The sequence below is a fragment of the Pseudomonas sp. PDM05 genome (genome assembly GCF_014851685.1).
GTDB lineage: Bacteria > Pseudomonadota > Gammaproteobacteria > Pseudomonadales > Pseudomonadaceae > Aquipseudomonas.
This window is the reverse complement of sequence record NZ_JACVAC010000012.1, coordinates 131,378-149,134: the sequence shown is the minus strand read 5'-3', so window position 1 is coordinate 149,134 and position 17,757 is coordinate 131,378. Positions and strand designations below refer to the sequence as shown.

The 17,757-nt window shown below is 61.1% G+C and carries 18 protein-coding genes; 10 read left to right on the top strand and 8 right to left on the bottom strand.

Going from position 1 to position 17,757, the window contains the following annotated elements; all coding sequences use genetic code 11:
* Positions 1-33: 33 nt before the first annotated feature.
* The 7 genes from IB241_RS21670 (at position 34) to IB241_RS21640 (ending at position 7,804) form a co-directional block, all read left to right on the top strand.
* Positions 34-1,170, top strand: coding sequence for a branched-chain amino acid ABC transporter substrate-binding protein (locus tag IB241_RS21670; RefSeq protein ID WP_192300246.1), 1,137 nt, complete (start codon positions 34-36; stop codon positions 1,168-1,170).
* 201 nt (positions 1,171-1,371) lie between these two features.
* Positions 1,372-2,286 carry an ABC transporter permease subunit gene (locus tag IB241_RS21665; RefSeq protein ID WP_192300245.1) on the top strand — a complete coding sequence of 305 codons (915 nt, stop codon included), beginning with the start codon at positions 1,372-1,374 and terminating at the stop codon, positions 2,284-2,286.
* A 2-nt stretch (positions 2,287-2,288) separates the two neighbouring features.
* Entirely contained in the window at positions 2,289-3,566 is a 1,278-nt protein-coding gene (gene livM, locus IB241_RS21660) for a high-affinity branched-chain amino acid ABC transporter permease LivM (RefSeq protein WP_192300244.1), read from the top strand.
* Positions 3,563-4,438: an ABC transporter ATP-binding protein gene (locus IB241_RS21655; RefSeq protein WP_192300243.1), complete on the top strand. Its 876-nt coding sequence runs from the start codon at positions 3,563-3,565 to the stop codon at positions 4,436-4,438. The genes livM and IB241_RS21655 overlap by 4 nt, the downstream gene beginning before the upstream one ends.
* A complete protein-coding gene (locus IB241_RS21650; RefSeq protein ID WP_192300242.1) occupies positions 4,435-5,151 on the top strand; it encodes an ABC transporter ATP-binding protein in 717 nt (238 codons plus the stop codon). The genes IB241_RS21655 and IB241_RS21650 overlap by 4 nt, the downstream gene beginning before the upstream one ends.
* 785 nt (positions 5,152-5,936) lie before the next feature.
* Positions 5,937-6,701 (top strand): SDR family oxidoreductase, encoded by a 765-nt coding sequence (locus IB241_RS21645; RefSeq protein ID WP_192300241.1) that lies wholly within the window; start codon positions 5,937-5,939, stop codon positions 6,699-6,701.
* A gap of 197 nt (positions 6,702-6,898) precedes the next feature.
* Positions 6,899-7,804 carry a cation diffusion facilitator family transporter gene (locus tag IB241_RS21640; RefSeq protein WP_192300240.1) on the top strand — a complete coding sequence of 302 codons (906 nt, stop codon included), beginning with the start codon at positions 6,899-6,901 and terminating at the stop codon, positions 7,802-7,804.
* Positions 7,805-7,924: 120 nt separating this feature from the next.
* Here the strand turns inward: IB241_RS21640 and IB241_RS21635 are convergent, their stop codons facing one another.
* The 5 genes from IB241_RS21635 to ureE form a co-directional block, all read right to left on the bottom strand.
* On the bottom strand, positions 7,925-9,034 hold the full coding sequence (locus IB241_RS21635) for an AGE family epimerase/isomerase (protein ID WP_192300239.1): 1,110 nt from the start codon (positions 9,032-9,034) through the stop codon (positions 7,925-7,927).
* A gap of 181 nt (positions 9,035-9,215) precedes the next feature.
* A complete protein-coding gene (locus IB241_RS21630) occupies positions 9,216-9,788 on the bottom strand; it encodes a HupE/UreJ family protein (RefSeq protein ID WP_192300238.1) in 573 nt (190 codons plus the stop codon).
* A 21-nt stretch (positions 9,789-9,809) separates the two neighbouring features.
* Entirely contained in the window at positions 9,810-10,424 is a 615-nt protein-coding gene (gene ureG / locus IB241_RS21625) for an urease accessory protein UreG (RefSeq protein ID WP_017737493.1), read from the bottom strand.
* A gap of 12 nt (positions 10,425-10,436) precedes the next feature.
* Positions 10,437-11,111 carry an urease accessory protein UreF gene (locus IB241_RS21620; RefSeq protein ID WP_192300237.1) on the bottom strand — a complete coding sequence of 225 codons (675 nt, stop codon included), beginning with the start codon at positions 11,109-11,111 and terminating at the stop codon, positions 10,437-10,439.
* Complete coding sequence (ureE, locus tag IB241_RS21615) at positions 11,108-11,608, bottom strand: urease accessory protein UreE (protein ID WP_192300236.1); 501 nt, start codon at positions 11,606-11,608, stop codon at positions 11,108-11,110. Before ureE ends, IB241_RS21620 begins: the two co-directional genes overlap by 4 nt.
* 277 nt (positions 11,609-11,885) lie before the next feature.
* Between ureE and IB241_RS21610 the strand changes: the two genes are divergently transcribed.
* On the top strand, positions 11,886-12,371 hold the full coding sequence (locus tag IB241_RS21610; protein ID WP_192300235.1) for a C40 family peptidase: 486 nt from the start codon (positions 11,886-11,888) through the stop codon (positions 12,369-12,371).
* Between the two features lie 5 nt (positions 12,372-12,376).
* On the opposite strand, the gene IB241_RS21605 is transcribed toward IB241_RS21610, so the two are convergent.
* Positions 12,377-13,009 carry a TetR family transcriptional regulator gene (locus IB241_RS21605; protein WP_192300234.1) on the bottom strand — a complete coding sequence of 211 codons (633 nt, stop codon included), beginning with the start codon at positions 13,007-13,009 and terminating at the stop codon, positions 12,377-12,379.
* A gap of 149 nt (positions 13,010-13,158) precedes the next feature.
* Complete coding sequence (locus IB241_RS21600; RefSeq protein ID WP_192300233.1) at positions 13,159-13,539, bottom strand: hypothetical protein; 381 nt, start codon at positions 13,537-13,539, stop codon at positions 13,159-13,161.
* A gap of 360 nt (positions 13,540-13,899) precedes the next feature.
* Here IB241_RS21600 and IB241_RS21595 point away from each other — a divergent pair, with 360 nt between their 5' ends.
* The gene (locus tag IB241_RS21595; RefSeq protein WP_192300232.1) at positions 13,900-15,969 is read left to right on the top strand and encodes an AsmA family protein; all 2,070 of its coding nucleotides are present in this window, start codon (positions 13,900-13,902) and stop codon (positions 15,967-15,969) included.
* A gap of 127 nt (positions 15,970-16,096) precedes the next feature.
* Here the strand turns inward: IB241_RS21595 and IB241_RS21590 are convergent, their stop codons facing one another.
* Positions 16,097-16,627, bottom strand: a complete 531-nt coding sequence (locus tag IB241_RS21590) for a ferritin-like domain-containing protein (protein ID WP_192300231.1) — start codon at positions 16,625-16,627, stop codon at positions 16,097-16,099.
* A gap of 176 nt (positions 16,628-16,803) precedes the next feature.
* Here IB241_RS21590 and IB241_RS21585 point away from each other — a divergent pair, with 176 nt between their 5' ends.
* A complete protein-coding gene (locus tag IB241_RS21585) occupies positions 16,804-17,694 on the top strand; it encodes an esterase/lipase family protein (RefSeq protein WP_192300230.1) in 891 nt (296 codons plus the stop codon).
* The last annotated feature ends 63 nt before the right edge of the window (positions 17,695-17,757 follow it).

Sequence of the window (17,757 nt, the reverse complement as noted above, 5' to 3'; positions counted from 1 at the left end):
GTGCCAAAAATCAAAAATATCGGAGCACCACTCATGTCCCAGACGTTTTACAAGAAAGGTTTTCTTGCCCTCGCCGTTGCAGCGGCCCTGGGTGTTTCTACGTTTGTTCAAGCTGATGTGAAGATTGGCGTAGCGGGGCCCATGACGGGTGCCAACGCCGCTTTCGGTGAGCAGTACATGAAGGGTGCCCAGGCGGCGGCCGATACCATCAACAAGGCTGGTGGCATCAATGGCGAGAAAATCGTCCTGGTGGCCGGCGACGACGCTTGCGAGCCCAAGCAGGCCGTAGCCGTGGCCAACCGCCTGGCCGATCAGGACAAAGTCATCGGCGTGGTCGGGCACTTCTGCTCGTCCAACACCATCCCGGCGTCCGAGGTCTACGACGAAGCGGGCATCATCGCCATCACCCCTGGCTCCACCAACCCGCAAGTCACCGAGCGCGGCCTGGGTGCCATGTTCCGTATGTGCGGGCGTGACGACCAGCAAGGCATCGTCGCCGGCGACTACATCGTCGACGTACTCAAGGGCAAGAAAGTCGCGGTGATCAACGACAAGGACACCTATGGCAAAGGCCTGGCCGATGCCACCGCTGCCCAGTTGACCAAGCGTGGCGTCAAGCCGGTGCTGGAAGAAGGCCTGACCCGTGGCGAGAAAGACTTCAGCGCCCTGGTCACCAAGATCCGTTCCCTGGGCGCCGACGTCGTGTACTTCGGCGGCCTGCACCCGGAAGCCGGTCCACTGGTTCGCCAGATCCGTGAAGCCGGCCTGAAAGACGTCAAGTTCATGTCCGATGACGGCATCGTCACCGACGAACTGGTCGCCACCGCTGGCGGCAAGCAATACGTCGACGGCGTCTACATGACCTTCGGCGCCGACCCGCGCCTGCTGCCGGACAGCAAGGCCGTGGTGGAAGAGTTCCGCAAAAACGGCACCGAGCCTGAAGGCTACACCCTGTACGCCTACGCCTCGGTCCAGGCCCTGGCTGCCGGCTTCAACGGCGCCAAGTCCAACAAGGGCGAAGACGCGGCCAAATGGCTCAAGGCCAACCCGGTCCAGACCGTCATGGGCAAAAAGGAATGGGACGGCAAGGGCGACCTGAAAATCTCCGACTACGTGGTTTACCAGTGGGATAAAGACGGTAAATACCATCAGCTGGAAAAACAGAAGTAAGTACAAACACCGCGGACCTAATGTGGGAGCGGGCTTGCTCGCGAATGCGGCGTGTCAGTCTCTGAATGTGTTTCTGACACCCCGCCTTCGCGAGCAAGCCCGCTCCCACAGGGGGACTGTGTTGTGATCAAGATCTGTCTTTTCCTCCAGAAGCGCCGCACACCCACAGGTGTGCAGGTGCTCACCGCGTGAGATTGCGTTATGGATGGTATTTTCCTGCAGCAACTGGTCAACGGCCTGACCCTCGGGTCGGTCTACGGCCTGATCGCCATCGGCTACACAATGGTCTACGGCATCATCGGCATGATCAACTTCGCCCACGGCGAGGTTTATATGATTTCCGCTTACCTCGCGGCGATCACTCTGGCCCTGCTGGCCTACTTCGGCATTGAATCCTTCCCGCTGCTCATTCTCGGCACCTTGATCTTCACCGTGGTCGTCACCGGCGTGTACGGTTGGGTCATCGAGCGTGTCGCCTACAAACCGCTGCGCAACTCCACCCGCTTGGCCCCGCTGATCAGCGCCATCGGTATCTCCCTGATCCTGCAGAACTACGCACAGATCGCCCAGGGCGCCAAGCAACAAGGGATTCCCACCTTGCTGGCCGGGGCCTGGCGTGTCGACATCGGCACCGGTTTCGTGCAGTTGACGTACACCAAGGTCTTCATCCTGGTCGCCGCCTTCGCGGGCATGGCCCTGCTGACCTACGTGATCAAGTACACCAAGCTCGGCCGCATGTGCCGCGCCACCCAGCAAGACCGCAAGATGGCTTCGATCCTCGGCATCAACACCGACCGCGTGATTTCCTACGTGTTTGTCATCGGGGCCGCCATGGCCGCCCTCGCCGGTGTGCTCATTACCCTCAACTACGGCACCTTCGACTTCTATGCCGGCTTCATCATCGGCATCAAGGCGTTCACCGCTGCGGTTCTCGGCGGCATCGGCTCCCTGCCTGGGGCGATGCTCGGCGGGATCATCCTCGGCATCTCCGAGTCGCTGTTCTCGGGGTTGATCAACTCTGACTACAAAGACGTGTTCAGTTTCTCCCTGCTGGTGGTGATTCTGATTTTCCGTCCCCAGGGCCTGCTGGGTCGCCCACTCGTGGCTAAGGTGTAAACATGTCTGCTGCCAAACCCATCGATATCAAGAAAAGTGTGGTCGATACGATCCTTGCCGGGCTTATTTCCCTGGTCGTGTTCGGCCCGATCGTCGGCGTAGTCCTCGACGGCTATAGCTTCAACCTGGAACCGGCCCGCGTGGCCACGTTGGTCGCCATCGTGATGGTCGGCCGGTTTGCCCTGAGCCTGTTCCTGCAAACGCCCAAGGGCCTCAAGGTCCTGCAAGGTTTCGAGAGCAGCGGTTCGGGTGTGCATGTGCTGGCGCCGGACTACAAGTCGCGGTTGCGCTGGATCATCCCGGCACTGATCGTGATTGCCATCGTGTTCCCGATCTTCGCCAACAAATACCTGCTGACCGTGGTGATCCTCGGGCTGATCTACGTATTGCTCGGCCTTGGGCTGAACATCGTGGTTGGCCTGGCCGGCCTGCTTGACCTGGGTTACGTGGCGTTCTACGCCATTGGCGCCTACGGCCTGGCCCTGGGGTATCAATACCTCGGCCTGGGTTTCTGGACGGTACTGCCACTGGCGGCCATCGCGGCGGCTTTGGCCGGCTGCATACTCGGCTTCCCGGTGTTGCGAATGCACGGCGACTACCTCGCCATCGTGACCCTGGGCTTTGGTGAAATCATCCGGTTGGTGCTGAACAACTGGCTGTCGTTCACTGGCGGCCCGAACGGCATGCCGGTGCCGTCGCCGACCTTCCTTGGCCTGGAGTTCGGGCGCAAGGCGAAGGACGGCGGGATTCCGTTCCACGAGTTCTTCGGCATCGATTACAACCCCAACATCAAGTTCATGTTCATCTACATCGTGCTGTTCCTGGTGGTGCTGGCCGTGCTGTACATCAAGCACCGCCTGACCCGCATGCCGGTCGGGCGTGCCTGGGAAGCCCTGCGCGAAGATGAAATCGCCTGCCGTTCCATGGGCCTGAACCACGTGCTGGTCAAGCTCTCGGCGTTCACCATCGGTGCCTCCACCGCAGGTCTTGCCGGGGTGTTCTTCGCCAGTTACCAAGGCTTCGTCAACCCGTCGTCGTTCACCTTCTTCGAGTCGGCGCTGATCCTGGCCATCGTGGTGTTGGGTGGCATGGGCTCGACGGTGGGCGTGGTGATCGCCGCGTTCGTGCTGACGGTTGCGCCGGAACTGCTGCGCAGCTTCTCCGAATACCGCGTGCTGCTGTTTGGTGTGTTGATGGTGGTGATGATGATCTGGCGACCGCGCGGGTTGATCCGCATCAGCCGGACCGGTGTGACACCACGCAAGGGGGTAGCGCCATGAGCAAGGAAGTCGTCCTCTCTGTGGAACATTTGATGATGCACTTCGGTGGCATCAAGGCTTTGAGCGATGTGAGCCTCAAGGTCGAACGCAACTCGATCTTCGCCCTGATCGGCCCCAACGGAGCGGGCAAGACCACGGTGTTCAACTGCCTCACCGGCTTTTACAAAGCCAGCGGCGGCAAGATCGAACTCAACGTGCGCGGCAAGCGCACCAACGTGATCCAACTGCTCGGCGAGCGCTTCCAGCCCACCGACTTCGTGTCGCCCAAAAGCTTTTTCAGCCGGGTGTTCTACAAGATGTTCGGCGGCACCCATCTGGTGAACCGCGCTGGCCTGGCGCGGACCTTCCAGAACATTCGCCTGTTCAAGGAAATGTCGGTGGTGGAAAACCTGCTGGTGGCCCAGCACATGTGGGTCAACCGCAATATGCTCGCGGGCATCCTCAACACCAAAGGCTACCGCAAGGCCGAAAGCGACGCCCTCGACCACGCCTTCTACTGGCTGGAGGTGGTGGACCTGGTGGACTGCGCCAACCGCCTCGCTGGCGAACTTTCCTACGGCCAACAACGGCGCCTGGAAATCGCCCGCGCCATGTGCACGCGGCCGCAGATCATCTGTCTCGACGAACCGGCTGCTGGCCTCAACCCCCAGGAAACCGAAGCCCTCAGCGCGATGATTCGCCTGTTGCGCGACGAACACGACCTTACGGTGGTGCTGATCGAACACGACATGGGCATGGTGATGAGTATTTCCGACCACATCGTGGTGCTTGACCACGGCAACGTGATCGCCGAAGGCGGCCCGGATGCGATCCGCAACGACCCGAAAGTGATTGCCGCCTACCTGGGCGCCGACGAAGAGGAGTTGGTATGAGCGGACCTATCCTCGAAATGAAGGACCTGGACGTGTTCTATGGCCCGATCCAGGCCTTGAAAAAAGTCTCGCTGCACATCAACGAAGGCGAAACCGTCAGCCTGATCGGCTCCAACGGCGCGGGTAAATCCACGCTGCTGATGTCGATCTTCGGCCAACCAAGGGCCGAGTCGGGGCAGATTCTGTACAACGGCGTCGATATTACCCACAAGTCGTCCCACTACATCGCCTCCAACGGCATCGCGCAGTCGCCGGAAGGGCGGCGGGTGTTCCCCGACATGACCGTCGAGGAAAACCTGCTGATGGGCACCATCCCGATTGGCGACAAATACGCCCAGGAAGACATGCAGCGCATGTTCGAGTTGTTCCCACGGCTCAAGGAACGGCGTAACCAGCGGGCCATGACCATGTCCGGCGGCGAGCAGCAAATGCTCGCCATCGCCCGCGCGCTGATGAGCCGGCCCAAGCTGTTGCTGCTGGACGAGCCGAGTCTGGGCCTGGCGCCGATTGTGGTGAAGCAGATCTTCTCGACGTTGCGCGAGCTGGCGTCTACCGGGATGACCATCTTCCTGGTGGAGCAGAACGCCAACCATGCGCTGCGCTTGTCGGATCGGGCGTATGTGATGGTCAACGGCGAGATTCGCCTGACAGGCACGGGTAAAGAGCTGCTGGTGAACGAGGAAGTGCGCAACGCCTATCTCGGCGGGCACTGACCTGAAGTTTGACGCAGGCCCCTGTGGGAGCGGGCTTGCTCGCGAAAGCGGTGTGTCAGTCAGAACATCTGAAACTGATCCACCGCCTTCGCGAGCAAGCCCGCTCCCACATTTGTTTTACGGTGTTCATAAGGCCGATACCAAATTGTGGAAAACAAATCTGGCTCCCCTCCAAAGCGCGACATATAGCCGCCGCAAATCCCTGTTTTGTCACAGTTTTGACTTGTCCCCACCTACTGTGGAACCGGCTGTGGGTAACGTGGTAGTACTCTGCTGAAGGCCTTTAAAACCGTGGCTTGTAGCGCGATGGTCGTTTTTTGATCAAGGACTTTTTCGCGGCCTGTCGAGGGCTTTGTCAACCTGTTTATAGACACAGGTATATGACTGATTTATGTCCGTCAGGCCTGTGGATAAGTCTGTGACTAAACTCTGGAAAGACCGCCGCAGAGGCCGGAATGACTGGCCTGGAGCCATCGTTCGAATTTCCCCGCTGGCAGTGGGCCTACATACGCCCTCGCAGAGGTCAAGCAAAAAACTTTCTAAAACCCTCTGAAAGCCACGCATACAGCGGCTTGGGCTGTTTTGGACTTGCCCCCAGAGACTGTGGGCGCAGCTGTGGATAACCTGCGCGCATATGGCTGTAAGCCACGGTTTAAAAGGCTTTGCTAGACATGGTTAAAAATTGATCAGGCGTGTATCGAGTTGTGTGCTTAACGGTTGCCGCCGCGGCGGCGTACGGGCATTCTGCTGGCAACTTTTTTCCCGATGCCCGCAAGGAGAACACCATGTCCGACACGCTGTTTATTACTGGCGCAACCTCAGGTTTCGGCGAGGCCTGTGCCCGTCGTTTTGCCCAAGCCGGCTGGAAACTGGTGCTCACCGGCCGTCGCGCCGACCGCTTGAATGCATTGGTGCAAGAGCTGTCAGAGCAGACCGAAGTGCACGGCCTGGTAGTGGATGTGCGTGACCGCAAGGGCATGGAAGAGGCGATCGCCAACCTGCCGCCGTCGTTCGCCAAGCTGCGCGGGCTGATCAACAACGCCGGGCTGGCCGTGGGCACCGACCCTGCGCCCAAGTGCGACCTCGACGATTGGGAGACCATGGTCGACACCAACATCAAGGGCCTGCTGACCACCACCAACCTGCTGCTGCCGCGTCTGATCGCCCACGGCCGTGGTGCCGGGATCATCAACCTCGGTTCCATCGCCGGCAACTACCCGTACCCGGGCAGCCATGTGTATGGCGGCTCCAAGGCGTTCGTGAAGCAGTTCTCGCTGAACCTGCGATGCGACCTGCAAGGCACCGGCGTGCGTGTGACCAACATCGAGCCAGGCCTGTGTGAAAGCGAGTTTTCGCTGGTGCGCTTTGGTGGCGATCAGGCGCGGTATGACGCGACGTACGCGGGTGCCGAGCCGATCCAGCCGCAGGATATTGCCGACACCATCTTCTGGGTGATGAACACTCCAGCGCATGTGAACATCAACCGCCTGGAACTGATGCCAGTGAGCCAGACCTGGGCTGGGTTTGCCATTGAGCGTGGGGCCAAGTAAGGCTTTAAACCGCGCCGCCTGCTTCGCGAGCAAGCCCGCTCCCACAGGTTGACCGAGTACATCCTTGAAATGCGGTCAAGTGTGGGAGCGGGCTTGCTCGCGAAGGCGTCAAATCGGCCAAAATGCGACATAAGGTACACTCCACCCGGTAAAACCCCTCCGCACTCTGTGGATTCAAGGTTTTGACGGGAGGAAATGTGAGTAACCGAGGTGAGCAGGCACTGCTCAAACAATCGACTATCCTGATGTTCGCAGTCGCGATCGCCGGGATTGTCACGGGTGTAGTATCCGGCGCCCAGTCCATTCTGTTCGACGGCTTTTTCTCGCTGATCGCCACCGCCATCAAGGTGCTGATGCTGATCACGGCCAAGCTGATCGCCAAGAAAAGCAACGAACGCTTCCAGTTCGGCTATTGGCACCTGGAGCCTATGGTGCTGTTGATCGAAGGCAGCTTCCTGTTGCTGATCGCCATCTACGCGTTCCTCAACGGTGTGTTCGGCATTATCAATGGCGGGCGCGAGATCGAGTTGGGGCTGGTAATCATCTACGCGGCGGTATTTACCGTGCTGGAATTCGCCTACTTCTTCTATGTGCGGTATCGCAATCGCACGCTGAAATCGTCGCTGATCCAGTTTGACAACATCAGTTGGCTAGTGGACGCCATGCTCTCGATCGGCTTGCTGATCAGCTTCCTGGTGGCGTTGTTGCTCAAGTCCCAGGGTTACGATGAGTGGGCGATGTATGTCGACCCGCTGATCCTGATCCTGCTGGCCCTGAGCATGCTGGCGCCGGCGTTCAAGATCCTGCGCCCGGCATTGCGCGAGGTGCTGGGGATCGCCCCGGACCAGTTGGACGACAAGGTGCGCGAAGTGATGAACACGGCGCAGGCCAAGCATGGTTTCGCCGATTACGTGTCCTACGTGCAAAAGCACGGGCGGGCACGGTTTATCGAGATTCATGTGGTGTTGCCGGCGGATTACCCGGTGGATAACGTGGCGACCCTGGATGGGCTGCGCGAAGAAATATCCACAGGGCTCGGCAAACCGGATGCGGCGCGCTGGTTGACCATCAGTTTTACCGGGGATCGCAAGTGGATTGCGTGAGGGGCAGGTAGACCGGGATGAAGCTTTCGCGAGCAAGCCCGCTCGCACATTCGACTGCATTTCAACGCTAGAGCGCAGTTAAATGTGGGCGCGGGCTTGCTCGCAAAGAGGCCCTGAAGATCAGCCCAGATGCTGGATCAGGCCCTGATAGCAAGTCGCCAAGTGATACGGCGTAGTCGACGGCATATCCCGCCGACTCACCACACCCTGGGCATCCAGGCATTCATTCCAGCCATTGCTATGCAAAAAGTGCTGTTGCAGCGCCAGCAATTGCCGCTGCAACACCGCCTCGCTACCCGGCCGTAATGTCAGTGCCCGCAGGTATTCCGCCTGGGCCCAGATGCGCTGGGTCCCGTCACGCACGCTGCCATCGAGGGCCAGCATGCCGCTGACAGCACCACTCAAGTTATCCACACCCTTGAGCTCGGCGTAGGCAAATGCCCGCGTCAACGAGGCATGCAACGGCGTACCGCGCAGGACGTCCGACGATTCCAGCAAGAAGAACCACTCGAACTGGTGGCCCGGTTCAAACCAGTTATCCACAGCACCCAGCGGTTTCTCCAGCATCACGCCATGCTGGCGGTCGATGAAGCGCTGCTGCATGGCCGTCGCCAACCCCAGCAATGCGGCTTGCACATCGGCGTCTTCACGCACCGCGAGGGTGGCGAGGAAACCTTCGGCCAGGTGCATCAACGGGTTTTGCAGCGGGCCGGATTTGAGGGACGACCAGTTGCGCTCCAGTACCGCTTCGTAGAGGCCGTCGCCGCTGGAAAAGCGCTGGGCTACCACTGCCAGGGCGGCGTTGAGCACCGATTCCACCAACGGCTCGCGCACCTTGGCCCAGTAGTGGGCGCAGGCAAAAATAATGAAGGCGTGGGTGTAGAGGTCTTTGCGCTTGTCCAGTGGCTGCCCGGCCGGGTCGATGCTGTAGAACCAACCGCCGTGCTCGGCGTCGTGGAAATGCCGTTGCAGAGAGCGGAACAACGCCGCCGCGCGCTCTTCGGCAAATGCTGCGCCGGGTTCGCCGATCAGGCTGGCAAACAGGTACAACTGCCGGGCGCACGCCATGGCCCGGTAGCGCTGCGGAGGCAGCGGCTGGTGATGGGCGTCCAGCGCTTCATAGGGCAGCGCGAGGTCGGCATTCCAGCCTGGGCCTTGCCAGAGCGGCACGATCAAGGTGTGGAAGTGATTGAGCACGGCATTCAGGGCGGAGCTTGGAGCGGTGGGCATTGGCTGGCGTCGTCACGGCAGGGGTGTAGGCGCGCATGGTAGCAGGCTTGGGTTATCTGTTGTTTGTGCCGCCGCCTTCGCGAGCAAGCCCGCCCCCACATTCGAGCGCATTTCAAAGGTAGAACGCAGTTAAATGTGGGAGCGGGCTTGCTCGCGAAGAGGCCCGAATCAACGCCGCGAATCAGCCCGCCAACAACCAGGCCCCCGTCGCCGCCGAAGCCGCACCGGCAATCCGCACCAACGGCGCAGCCGCCGCCGGCAGGAAGCGCACCACGCAATACCCGGCCGCATGCAACACTGCCGTCGCCCCGACAAACCCGGCCGCATACGCCCACGGGCTGGACATGTCCGGCAGCTCCAAACCGTGCGCTACGCCATGAAACAAGGCGAACAAGGCTGTTGCACCGACGGCCATGAACAACGGCGGCCGCACCGCCAACGCTACCGCCAGGCCCAGGGCCAGCACCGAAGCGGCAATCCCGCTTTCCATCGCTGGCAATTGCATGCCTTCAAAGCCCAGCACGCCACCGAGCAACATGGTGCCGACAAAGGTGCACGGCAGTGCCCAGCGGGCCGCGCCTTGCTGTTGCGCGGCCCACAGACCGACCGCCACCATCGCCAGCAAATGATCGAGGCCGCCCAGCGGGTGGCTGATCCCGGCGATCAAGCCGTTGTCACCATGCCCCGGATGGGCGAAGGCGAGGGCGGGGGCCAGCAGCAATGCGGCGGCGGTGAAGAGTTTCTTGAGGCTCATAAACAGGCTCCTTGTGGTTTATCAGGCAGCGGTCAGCAAGCCTTGGCGTTCGATGAAGGCGACGATTTCTTCCAGGCCCACACCGGTTTTCTGGTTGCTGAACACAAAGGGTTTGCCGTTGCGCATGCGCGTGGTGTCGCTGTTCATCAACTCCAGCGACGCGCCGACCAGCGGCGCCAGGTCGATCTTGTTGATCACCAGCAGGTCGGACTTGCAAATACCCGGCCCACCCTTGCGCGGCAGCTTGTCGCCGGCGGACACATCGATCACGTAGATGGTCAGGTCCGACAGCTCCGGGCTGAAGGTGGCCGACAGGTTGTCGCCGCCGGACTCCACCAGGATCAGGTCCAGGCCGGGAAAGCGGCGGTTGAGTTGGTCGACCGCTTCGAGGTTGATCGATGCATCTTCGCGGATTGCGGTGTGCGGGCAGCCGCCGGTTTCCACACCAATGATGCGCTCGGGCGCGAGGGCCTGGTTGCGCACCAGGAAATCGGCGTCTTCGCGGGTATAGATGTCGTTGGTGACCACGGCCAGGTTGTAGCGATCGCGCAGCGCCAGGCACAGGGCGAGGGTCAGGGCGGTCTTGCCGGAACCTACCGGGCCGCCGATGCCGACGCGCAGAGGTTGTGTGTTCATGGTGTGCTTCTCCTAGGAACGGAACAGGCGGCTGTACTGGCGCTCGTGAGCCATGCACGCCAGGGACAGGCCGAACGCGGCGCTGCCGATATGGTTGGGGTCGATGTGGGTGGCGTCCTGCTGGGCTTGTTGCAGCAACGGCAGCAGTTCGCTGGTCAGGCGTTGGGCGGCTTGTTGACCCAGGGGGAGGGTCTTCATCAGCACGGCCAACTGGTTTTCCAGCCAGCTCCACAGCCAGGCGGCGAGGGCGTCGGCGGGGCTGATGGCCCAGGCGCGGGCGGCGAGGGCCCAGCCCAGGGCGAGATGGGGTTCGGCACGTTGTTCAAGGAAGGCGCGCGCGCTGTCGTCCAGTTCAGGCAAGCCGTTGAGCAGTTGTTGCAGCGAATAACCCATCTGCCGGCTTTCTTGATGCAACTCGCGGGTCTCACGGCTGGCGCGGTGCTCTTCACACAGGGTTGCCAGCATTGGCCAATTCTCCTGTGCCGCGGCGTGGCAATGGGCGAGCAGCAGCGGTGCTTCGAAGCGTGCCAGGTTGAGCAGCAACTGGTCACTGATCCAGCGCCTGGCGCTGCCCGCGTCATGCACCCGGCCGTTGTCCACGGCCATCTCCAGGCCCTGGGAATAGCTGTAGCCACCAATCGGCAATTGCGGGCTGGCCAGACGCAGCAGCGCCCAGGCTGGGTTCATAGCCGCACGCCGAACTGGTGCAGCTTGGGCGGGTAGTTGAAATCTTCGTCGCCATGCCGTGAGTGGTGATGGCCGCCGCCGTAGGCGCCATGTTCCGGTTGGAACGGCGCTTCGATGGTCGCGGTGCTGGCCCCCAGTTGTTCGAGCATGGCCTTGAGTACGTAGTCATCAAGCAAGCGCAACCAGCCATCGCCGACTTGCAGTGCCACATGGCGGTTGCCCAGGTGATAGGCGGCGCGGGTCAGTTCAAAGGCACTGCTGCAGGTGACATGCAGCAGTTGTTCAGGACGGGCGCAGACGCGTACGACGCGTCCGTCTTCAGCCTGTAGGAATTCGCCGTCGTGCAGCGGTGGCTGACCGCGCTCCAGAAAAAGGCCGACGTCTTCACCGTCGGCACTGAAACAGCGCAGGCGACTTTTGCTGCGGGCTTCGAAATTCAGCAGCAACTCGGCGGCCCAGAGGGCTTGGGGGGCGATTCGGCGGTGGATCACCAGCATCAGAAGGCTTCCAGCAATGAGCGATGACAGTGCTAGAGCAAGGGGCTTGCCAACCCCGGTAGCGAGTAGGAATTGCCTGTAGGCAGGCACGATGGCGCCACGAAACAGGGCGCGGTGGGATTTTTGGTGTGCGCCGATGTGGTGCATGGATTGCTCTAGCGCACTTGTTGCGGGCGTTTTGGGATTTTTCCTACATGGCTTGGGGATTCGCCGTTCAGGGTGTTGCAGGGTGATTGATTAGGCTTCGCGCCGTGTTTAATCCACTGCGACGTTCATCATGATCAAGTCATTTTTGTGTCTGGTTTTTATCGGCCTGTCTTTTTCCGTCTCCACCGCGTCAGCCAATTTCCAGCCCCGCCCTGTGTTCAGCAAGGCTGACATCAACAATGTGGTCGACCGTGCCCACGCGCTGTTGGGAACGCCCTATAAATACGGCGGAAACTCAGTGACGCAGGGCTTCGACTGCAGCAGTTTCCTGGTCTACCTGTTCAAGACCGAAGCGAATATCCAGCTGCCGCGCACCACGGCGGCGATGCACCGTTCGACGGCCGCGACTATCCCGCGCAATGCCTTGAAGCCCGGCGATGCGGTGTTCTTCAGCGGCAACGGGCGTGGCCAGGTCAGCCATGTGGGTCTGTATATCGGTGAGGGCAAGTTCATCCATTCGCCGCGCACCGGCAAGACCGTGCGCATCGACTCGCTGAGCAACAACTACTGGAACAGGAACTACACGACTGCCAAGCGTTTCCACTCGGCGGGGTGACCGCGTTACTCGGTGCTGCCCAGCCCTTGCCAATGCTTGAGGCCGATAAAGATAAAGCGCAGCTGTTGGGTGATTTTCGCCTGGGGCGTGAGGTGCGCAGGCAGGGCCTGGGCGGGCGGGTCGATGATGTCGGGGAGGGTGGCGAACACACTTTTGACGATCAGGTCGGCCATCACATGCAAGCCTTCGCCGTCCAGGTGTTGCAGCTTGGGCATCAATGTCAGGTCGGCGGCCAGGTCGCGGGTGATGTCTTCACGCAAGGCGCCAATGGCCTGGCGCACGGCCAGGCAGCCGCCGTATTGCTCGCGGGCGAGAAACAAAAATTGCGAACGGTTGGCGGCGACCACATCCAGGAAGATGCGCACCGAAGCATCGATAATGCCGCCCATCACGAATTCGTTGTGGCGCACCAGGCGAATGGTGGCGCGAAAGGTCTGGCCGACTTCACTGACCAACACGAGTCCAAGCTGGTCCATGTCGGCAAAGTGGCGATAGAAACCTGTGGGGACGATGCCGGCGGTCTTGGCCACTTCACGCAGGCTCAGGCTGCCGAACCCACGGCCACACTCCATCAGATGGCGAGCAGCGTCCATCAGGGCGAGGCGGGTCTGTTGCTTCTGTTCGGCGCGGGGCAGCATGGCGGGCGGGCTTAGTCGGCAAGTACAGCGACGCACTCTAGCAAACCAGCTCTGTTGGCGTCGAACTTGGCGGGGTACTGCGTGATGCGGTCTACAGGAAAGCAAAAGCCCGATCGACAGATCGGGCTTTTTTCTCGGCCACCACGGGCTTAGCTCTGGGCTTCGTGCAGTTCTTTCAGGCGATCAGCACCACCTTCGGCAAGACCTTGGGCGTAAGCGCGATCGTTGGCTTGTTCAGCACCACCTTCAGCGACGCCTTGGGTGTAGGCACGGTCGTTGGCTTGTTCAGCACCACCTTCGGCAACACCTTGGGTGTAAGCACGGTCGTTGGCTTGTTCAGCACCGCCTTCAGCAATGCCTTTGGCGTAGTCACGGTTTTCTTCTTCTTGCGAGCCGCTGCGAGCCAGGGTCTGGCTGGACTGGACGGCTTGTGCTTTGTTCTGTGGGATGGCCTGTTCGGCAGCTGGCAGGGCGAAAGCGCTGGAAGCCAGGACGGACAACAGGACGGTAGCGAGTACTTGGCGTTTCATGATGGGTTGCTCCTTGGGAGGGCGATAAAGTGGGTACAGGGCTAATGCTACTCTTGATAACTCGATATAAAAGTTCATAAACACAATGGTAATAATCAACAGAATTGATTGTTCCAAGGGATGGCTCTAGACCGCACCTCTCAAGCCCGCGGTTTTGCACCGGGGTGGGTATTTTCGACACGTGCACGGGTAACAATGGTGCGCCGACGTAGGGATAAATCTGTCGAGATGGTCAGAAAAACGCCTTTTTCCTGGCAAATGGTCGATCCGGTTAAACCCCCGCGCGGTTTGCCAGTCGTAGTCCTATAAGCTGTCTTAAACGGCTGTCACCCAGCCGGTCGTATTCAGGAGTCCTGTGCAATGACGCGCACGCGCAAAATCGTCGCTTGGAGCTGTACCAGCTTCGTTCTATTAATCGCCGTGGCGGTGTTGATGCTGGTGTTCTTCGACTGGAACCGCATCAAGCCGCAGATCAACGCCAAGGTCTCCGAAGAACTGCACCGCCCGTTCGCCATCAACGGCAACCTGGCAGTGGTGTGGGCGCGTGAACCCGATGAAGGCGGCTGGCGCGCCTGGGTGCCGTGGCCGCACCTGATCGCCGAAGACCTGAGCCTCGGCAACCCCGACTGGTCAAAAAAACCGCAGATGGTCAGCCTCAAAAAGGTCGAGCTGCGCATCTCGCCCCTGGCCTTGCTGGTGCAGCGCGTGGTGATCCCGCGTATCGATCTCACCGAGCCGAGCGCCGAGTTGCAGCGCCTGGCCGACGGCCGCGCCAACTGGACTTTCAAGTTCGACCCTAAAGACCCCAACGCCGAGCCCTCCAACTGGGTGGTCGACATCGGCGCCATCGGCTTCGACAAGGGCCACGTGACCCTCGACGACCAAACCCTCAAGACCCAACTCGACGTGATCATCGATCCCCTGGGCAAACCCATCCCCTTCGGCGAAATCGTCGGCGACGCCGATGCGAAGAAGGCCCTGGAAAAAGGCTCGGCGCCCCAGGACTACGCGTTCGCGCTCAAGGTCAAAGGCCAGTACCACGGCCAGAAACTCGACGGCACCGGCAAGATCGGCGGCCTGCTCGCCTTGCAGGACGCGGCCAAGCCATTCCCGCTGCAAGCCCAGGTCAAGATCGCTGACACCAGCATCGCCCTGGCCGGCACCCTGACCGACCCGCTCAACCTCGGCGCCCTTGACCTGCGTCTTAAACTCGCCGGCGCCAGCCTCGGCAACCTCTACCCGCTGACCGGCGTGACCCTGCCGGATTCGCCGGCCTACTCCACCGACGGCCGCCTGATCGCCAAGCTGCACGAGGCCAGCGGCGCATCATTCAGCTACGACAACTTCAACGGCAAGATCGGCAACAGCGACATCCACGGCAACCTCGCCTACGTCGCCAGCCAGCCACGCCCCAAGCTCAGTGGCGCGCTGGTGTCCAACCAACTGCTGATGACCGACCTCGCACCGCTGATCGGCGCCGACTCCAACGCCAAGCAAAAGGCCCGTGGCGGCGAAAGCAAACAGCCGGCGACCAAAGTGCTGCCGGTGGAAGAGTTCCGCACCGAACGCTGGCGCGACATGGATGCCGACGTGGAATTCACCGGCAAACGCATCGTGCACAGCGCCGAATTGCCCTTCACCGACCTCTACACCCACGTGTTGCTCAACGACGGCCAACTCAGCCTCGAACCCCTGCGCTTCGGCGTGGCTGGCGGCAAGCTCGACGCGCAGATCCGCCTGAACGGGCGCATCACGCCCATGGAAGGCCGCGCCAAACTCACGGCACGCAACTTCAAGCTCAAGCAACTGTTCCCGACCTTCGAACCGATGAAAACCAGCTTCGGCGAACTCAACGGCGACGCCGATATCGCCGGGCGCGGCAACTCCGTAGCGGCGCTGCTGGGCAGTTCCAACGGTGACCTGAAGATGCTGATCAACGACGGCGCGATCAGCCGTGGCCTGATGGAAATTGCCGGACTCAACGTCGGTAACTACGTGGTCGGCCGCCTGTTCGGCGACAAGGAAGTGAAGATCAACTGCGCCGCGGCGGACTTCGGTGTCAAGAACGGCCTGGCGACCACGCGCTTGTTTGTGTTCGATACCGAGAACGCGATCATCTACATCGATGGCACCGCCAACATGGCCACCGAGCAACTGGACCTGATCATCACCCCGGAATCCAAGGGCTTTCGCCTGTTCTCCCTGCGCTCACCGCTGTACGTCAACGGGCCGTTCATCAAGCCCAACGCTGGCGTGAAGGCGGTCCCACTGATGCTGCGCGGCGCGGGCATGGTGGCTTTGGGCGTGATCGTTGCCCCGGCGGCCGGCTTGCTGGCGCTGGTGGCACCCAGCGGCGATGTGCCGAACCAGTGCGCGCCGTTGTTGCAGCAGATGAAAGAGGGCAAGGCACCGAAAACGGTGAAGGGCTAACGAACAAACCGAGTCAAAAAATGTGGGAGCGGGCTTGCTCGCGAATGCAGTGTGCCAGCCACATGTAAGTTGACTGATACACCGCATTCGCGGGCAAGCCCGCTCCCACACTGTTAGGTATTGCCTGTTAGAGACCTTGCAGAATATCCGCCATGTCATCGGCGTGTTCTTCTTCCTGGGCCAGGATGTCTTCGAAGATCCGGCGTGTGGTCGGGTCTTTATCACCGATGTACTGAATGATCTCGCGGTAGCTGTCCACCGCAATCCGTTCTGCTACCAGATCTTCGTAGACCATTTCCTTCAGGTCCTTGCCGGCCACGTACTGCGCGTGGGAGTTCTTCGACAGCAGGTCCGGGTTGAACTCCGGCTCACCGCCCAACTGCACAATGCGCTCGGCGAGTTTGTCGGCGTGTTCGGCTTCCTGGGTGGCGTGTTCGAGGAACTCATCGGCGGCGACGGAGGCCTTGAGGCCGCTGGCCATGAAGTAATGACGCTTGTAGCGCAGCACGCAGACCAGCTCCGTGGCCAGCGACGCGTTGAGCAGGCGGATGATTTCTTCGCGGTCGGCGTCGTACCCTTCGGTCACGGCGCCATTTTCGACGTTTTGGCGCGCGCGGCTGCGCAGGGTTGCAACGTCTGTCAGGTGTGCTTCAGTCATCTCAATCTCCTGGTGCTAATCCGGTTTTGCGCCACGCTCTGTCGGCGTGATCGCTCGAAGTTGTGAGTCCCGGACCAAGCAAAAAGTTTTATCGGATTTACCCCGTGCGTCATCAGCCCGACTTGAGGCCGGGTTAGGCTGGCGCTCAAGTGATCAGGTTCGAGGACGTTCGCACCATGCCGCAGTCGTTAGCCACGCGTTACCCCATGGTCCTGGTGCCCGGCATGCTTGGGTTTGTGCGTTTGGGCTGGTTCCCGTACTGGTACGGCATCGTCCCGGCATTGCGCGCGGGTGGCGCGCAGGTGTTTGCGGTGCAAGTGGCGCCGCTGGACTCCAGCGAGGTGCGCGGCGAGCAGTTGCTGGTGCAGATCGAGCGTATCCGCCGGGAGACCGGCGCCGACAAGGTCAACCTGATCGGTCATAGCCAGGGCTCGTTGACCGCCCGTTATGCCGCGGCCCAGCGTCCGGAATGGGTGGCCTCGGTGACCTCGGTGGCCGGGCCGAACCATGGCTCGGAACTGGCCGACCATATCCAGGTTCATTACCCCATCGACGGCGTGAAAGGGCGGATCATCAGCGCCCTGTTTCATCTGGCGGCGTGGGTAATGGGTGTGCTGGAAACCGGCTATCGCGGGCCGCGCTTCAAGGCGGATTTACAGGCCTCCCACCATTCCCTGACCAGCGCGGGGGTGGCGCTGTTCAATCGTCAGTACCCGCAAGGGTTGCCCCAGACCTGGGGCGGGCAGGGTGATGAGGTGGTCAACGGGGTGCGTTATTACTCGTGGTCCGGCACCTTGCAGCCGGGTATCACCGACCGCGGCCGCAACCTGCTCGATGGCACGAACCGCAGCTGTCGCCTGTTCGCCCGCAGCTTTGTCCGTGAGAAGGGCCAGTGCGACGGCATGGTCGGGCGCTACAGTTCACACCTGGGGCTGGTGATCGGTGATGACTTTCCGTTGGACCACTTTGACATCGTCAACCAGTCCCTGGGCCTGGTGGGCAAGGGGGCCGAGCCGATCCGGTTGTTTACCGAACATGCCCAAAGGCTCAAGGCCGCCGGAGTCTAAACAGTTGACTCGGTCCAATTGTGGGCTTGCTCGCGAAAGCGGCGGGTCGGCAGCAAATCTGGC

Bases quoted from the DNA above. Each gene is read 5' to 3' on its own strand.
- IB241_RS21605 (WP_192300234.1), bottom strand. From the start codon at position 13,009: ATGCTGCCCCGCGCCGAACAGAAGCAACAGACCCGCCTCGCCCTGATG.
- IB241_RS21610 (WP_192300235.1), top strand. From the start codon at position 11,886: ATGATCAAGTCATTTTTGTGTCTGGTTTTTATCGGCCTGTCTTTTTCC.
- IB241_RS21635 (WP_192300239.1), bottom strand. From the start codon at position 9,034: ATGCCCACCGCTCCAAGCTCCGCCCTGAATGCCGTGCTCAATCACTTC.
- IB241_RS21665 (WP_192300245.1), top strand. From the start codon at position 1,372: ATGGATGGTATTTTCCTGCAGCAACTGGTCAACGGCCTGACCCTCGGG.
- ureE (WP_192300236.1), bottom strand. From the start codon at position 11,608: ATGCTGGTGATCCACCGCCGAATCGCCCCCCAAGCCCTCTGGGCCGCC.
- IB241_RS21600 (WP_192300233.1), bottom strand. From the start codon at position 13,539: ATGAAACGCCAAGTACTCGCTACCGTCCTGTTGTCCGTCCTGGCTTCC.
- IB241_RS21620 (WP_192300237.1), bottom strand. From the start codon at position 11,111: ATGAACCCAGCCTGGGCGCTGCTGCGTCTGGCCAGCCCGCAATTGCCG.
- IB241_RS21645 (WP_192300241.1), top strand. From the start codon at position 5,937: ATGTCCGACACGCTGTTTATTACTGGCGCAACCTCAGGTTTCGGCGAG.
- livM (WP_192300244.1), top strand. From the start codon at position 2,289: ATGTCTGCTGCCAAACCCATCGATATCAAGAAAAGTGTGGTCGATACG.
- IB241_RS21650 (WP_192300242.1), top strand. From the start codon at position 4,435: ATGAGCGGACCTATCCTCGAAATGAAGGACCTGGACGTGTTCTATGGC.
- ureG (WP_017737493.1), bottom strand. From the start codon at position 10,424: ATGAACACACAACCTCTGCGCGTCGGCATCGGCGGCCCGGTAGGTTCC.
- IB241_RS21595 (WP_192300232.1), top strand. From the start codon at position 13,900: ATGACGCGCACGCGCAAAATCGTCGCTTGGAGCTGTACCAGCTTCGTT.
- IB241_RS21590 (WP_192300231.1), bottom strand. From the start codon at position 16,627: ATGACTGAAGCACACCTGACAGACGTTGCAACCCTGCGCAGCCGCGCG.
- IB241_RS21585 (WP_192300230.1), top strand. From the start codon at position 16,804: ATGCCGCAGTCGTTAGCCACGCGTTACCCCATGGTCCTGGTGCCCGGC.
- IB241_RS21655 (WP_192300243.1), top strand. From the start codon at position 3,563: ATGAGCAAGGAAGTCGTCCTCTCTGTGGAACATTTGATGATGCACTTC.
- IB241_RS21630 (WP_192300238.1), bottom strand. From the start codon at position 9,788: ATGAGCCTCAAGAAACTCTTCACCGCCGCCGCATTGCTGCTGGCCCCC.
- IB241_RS21670 (WP_192300246.1), top strand. From the start codon at position 34: ATGTCCCAGACGTTTTACAAGAAAGGTTTTCTTGCCCTCGCCGTTGCA.